1 protein-coding gene and 1 pseudogene are annotated in these 1,918 nt (G+C 72.8%); both read right to left on the bottom strand.

The window, feature by feature from the left end:
• Positions 1 to 786: pseudogene (locus AB8Z36_RS38635) on the bottom strand (SGNH/GDSL hydrolase family protein); the annotation flags it as partial.
• Positions 787 to 817: 31 nt separating this feature from the next.
• Entirely contained in the window at positions 818 to 1,918 is a 1,101-nt protein-coding gene (menC, locus tag AB8Z36_RS38630) for an o-succinylbenzoate synthase (RefSeq protein WP_369218036.1), read from the bottom strand.

Genomic DNA, 1,918 nt, shown 5'->3' with positions numbered 1-1,918 from the left:
GGCACAGGAGGGGCGAGACGAGAAGGAGCGGTGTCCGGGGGTGGCCCTCGCGGACGGTGTCGAGGAAGCCGTGGACCGCGGGGCCGAAGGCGCGCAGCCGCATCAGGTCCAGGTTGACGATGTTGATGCCGATCTTGACGCTGATCAGGTCGGCCGGGGTGTCGCGCATCGCGCGCGCGGTGAACGGGTCGAGCAGGGCGCTGCCGCTCAGACCGAGGTTGAGCAGGTCCACCCCGCCGAGGGCGGCGGCCACCGCGGGCCAGGTCGTGGTGCGGCTCGCGGCCTGCGCACCCTGGCTGATGGAGCTGCCGTGGTGCAGCCACGCCCCGGTCGAACCAGTCACCGGCGGGACCGGTTCGACCGGGGCGTCGGAGCGCAGCGACACCAGTTCGGTGATCTCGTTGTGCGGCAGCCAGATCTGGACCTCCTTCGCGCCGGGCGGGAGGTGCGCGAAGCGGACGGTGCCGACGGGGCCCGGCCGCGTCCGCGTGGTGCCGGTCGCCAGGTCCATCAGGAGGACTCGGCCGCCGCTCGCACTGGCCCGGCCTGCCGGGACGCCGTCGACCAGCAGGTCGTACACCCCGTCCGGGTCGGCCCCCGCTCCCTCGTACGCCATCCTGGTGCGCAGCACCTCCAGTTCGAGCACCGTGGCCGTTCGGTGTTCCGGGTGCGGGCGCGCACGGGCAGCCGGTGCGGCAGGACCCCGTGCGCGGTGTGCTCCAGGTCGAGCGCACCACGCAGCAGGCCGTCGGCGAGGGCCGGGGTGAACGCCATGGTCGTGGTCATGGTCCCAGCCTGCCCCGGCCGGCGGGCCCGGCTACAGCTTGATCCACTCCTTTGCCGTCGTCACCCGGTCGAGCACCTCGGGGAGGGGCTCCACGCCGAGTCCGGGCCCTGTGGGCACGTCGAGATGGCCGTCCGCGAGCTCGAACGGCTCGGTCACGTCGGTGGCGAAGTAGCGGCTGGACCCGGAGGTGTCGCCGGGCAGGGTGAAGCCGGGCAGCGCGGCGAGGGCGACGTTGGCGGCGCGGCCGAGGCCGGTCTCCAGCATGCCGCCGCACCAGACGGGGACGCCGTGGGCCACGCACACGTCGTGGATGGCCTTGGCCTCCAGATAGCCGCCGACCCGGCCGGGCTTGACGTTGATGACGGAGGCGGCGCCGAGCGTGATCGCCGCTGCCGCGTCCTCGGCGGACTCGATCGACTCGTCCAGGCAGACCGGTGTGCGCAGCCGCTTCGCGAGCGCGGCGTGCTGGACGAGGTCGTCGTCGGCCAGCGGCTGCTCGATGAGGAGCAGGTCGAAGTCGTCCAGCTTGGCGAGCTGCCGGGTGTCGGCCAGGGTGTAGGCGGCGTTGGCGTCCACCTGGAGCAGCAGGGCGTCGCCGAACCGCTCGCGCACCGCGCGGACCGGCGCCACGTCCCAGCCCGGCTCTATCTTGAGCTTGACGCGGACGTACCCCTCGTCGATGAATCCGCCGACGGCGTCCAGGAGTTGGGGGACGGAGTCCATGATGCCGACCGAGACACCGCACGGCACCCGCTCGCGTTCGGCGCCGAGGTAGGTGCCGAAAGACTCGCCCGTGGTCCGCAACCGCGCGTCGAGGACGGCCGTCTCCAGGGCGGCCTTGGCCATCTTGTGCCCCTTGAAGGGCTTCAGCGCGCGCTTGACGGCGTGCGCGTCCGCCTCGGCGGGCAGCGCCGGGATGAGGAAGCGGCGCAGCACGTCGGCCGCTCCGTCGACGTACTCGGAGCAGTAGCGCGGCTCCGACATGGCCACGCACTCGCCCCAGCCCTCGCTGTCGGGCGTGACCACGCGGACGAGCAGGACGTCGCGCGCGGTCTCCACGCCGAAGGAGGTACGGAACGGCGCCCGCAKGGGCATCGCGATCCGGCGCAGTTCSATYCCGGTGATCTTCAT

The organism is Streptomyces flavofungini (assembly GCF_041028215.1).
In the GTDB taxonomy this organism is placed as follows: domain Bacteria; phylum Actinomycetota; class Actinomycetes; order Streptomycetales; family Streptomycetaceae; genus Streptomyces; species Streptomyces flavofungini_B.
The sequence above is the reverse complement of the archived record's forward strand: the minus strand, read 5'-3'. Positions and strand labels throughout refer to the sequence as shown.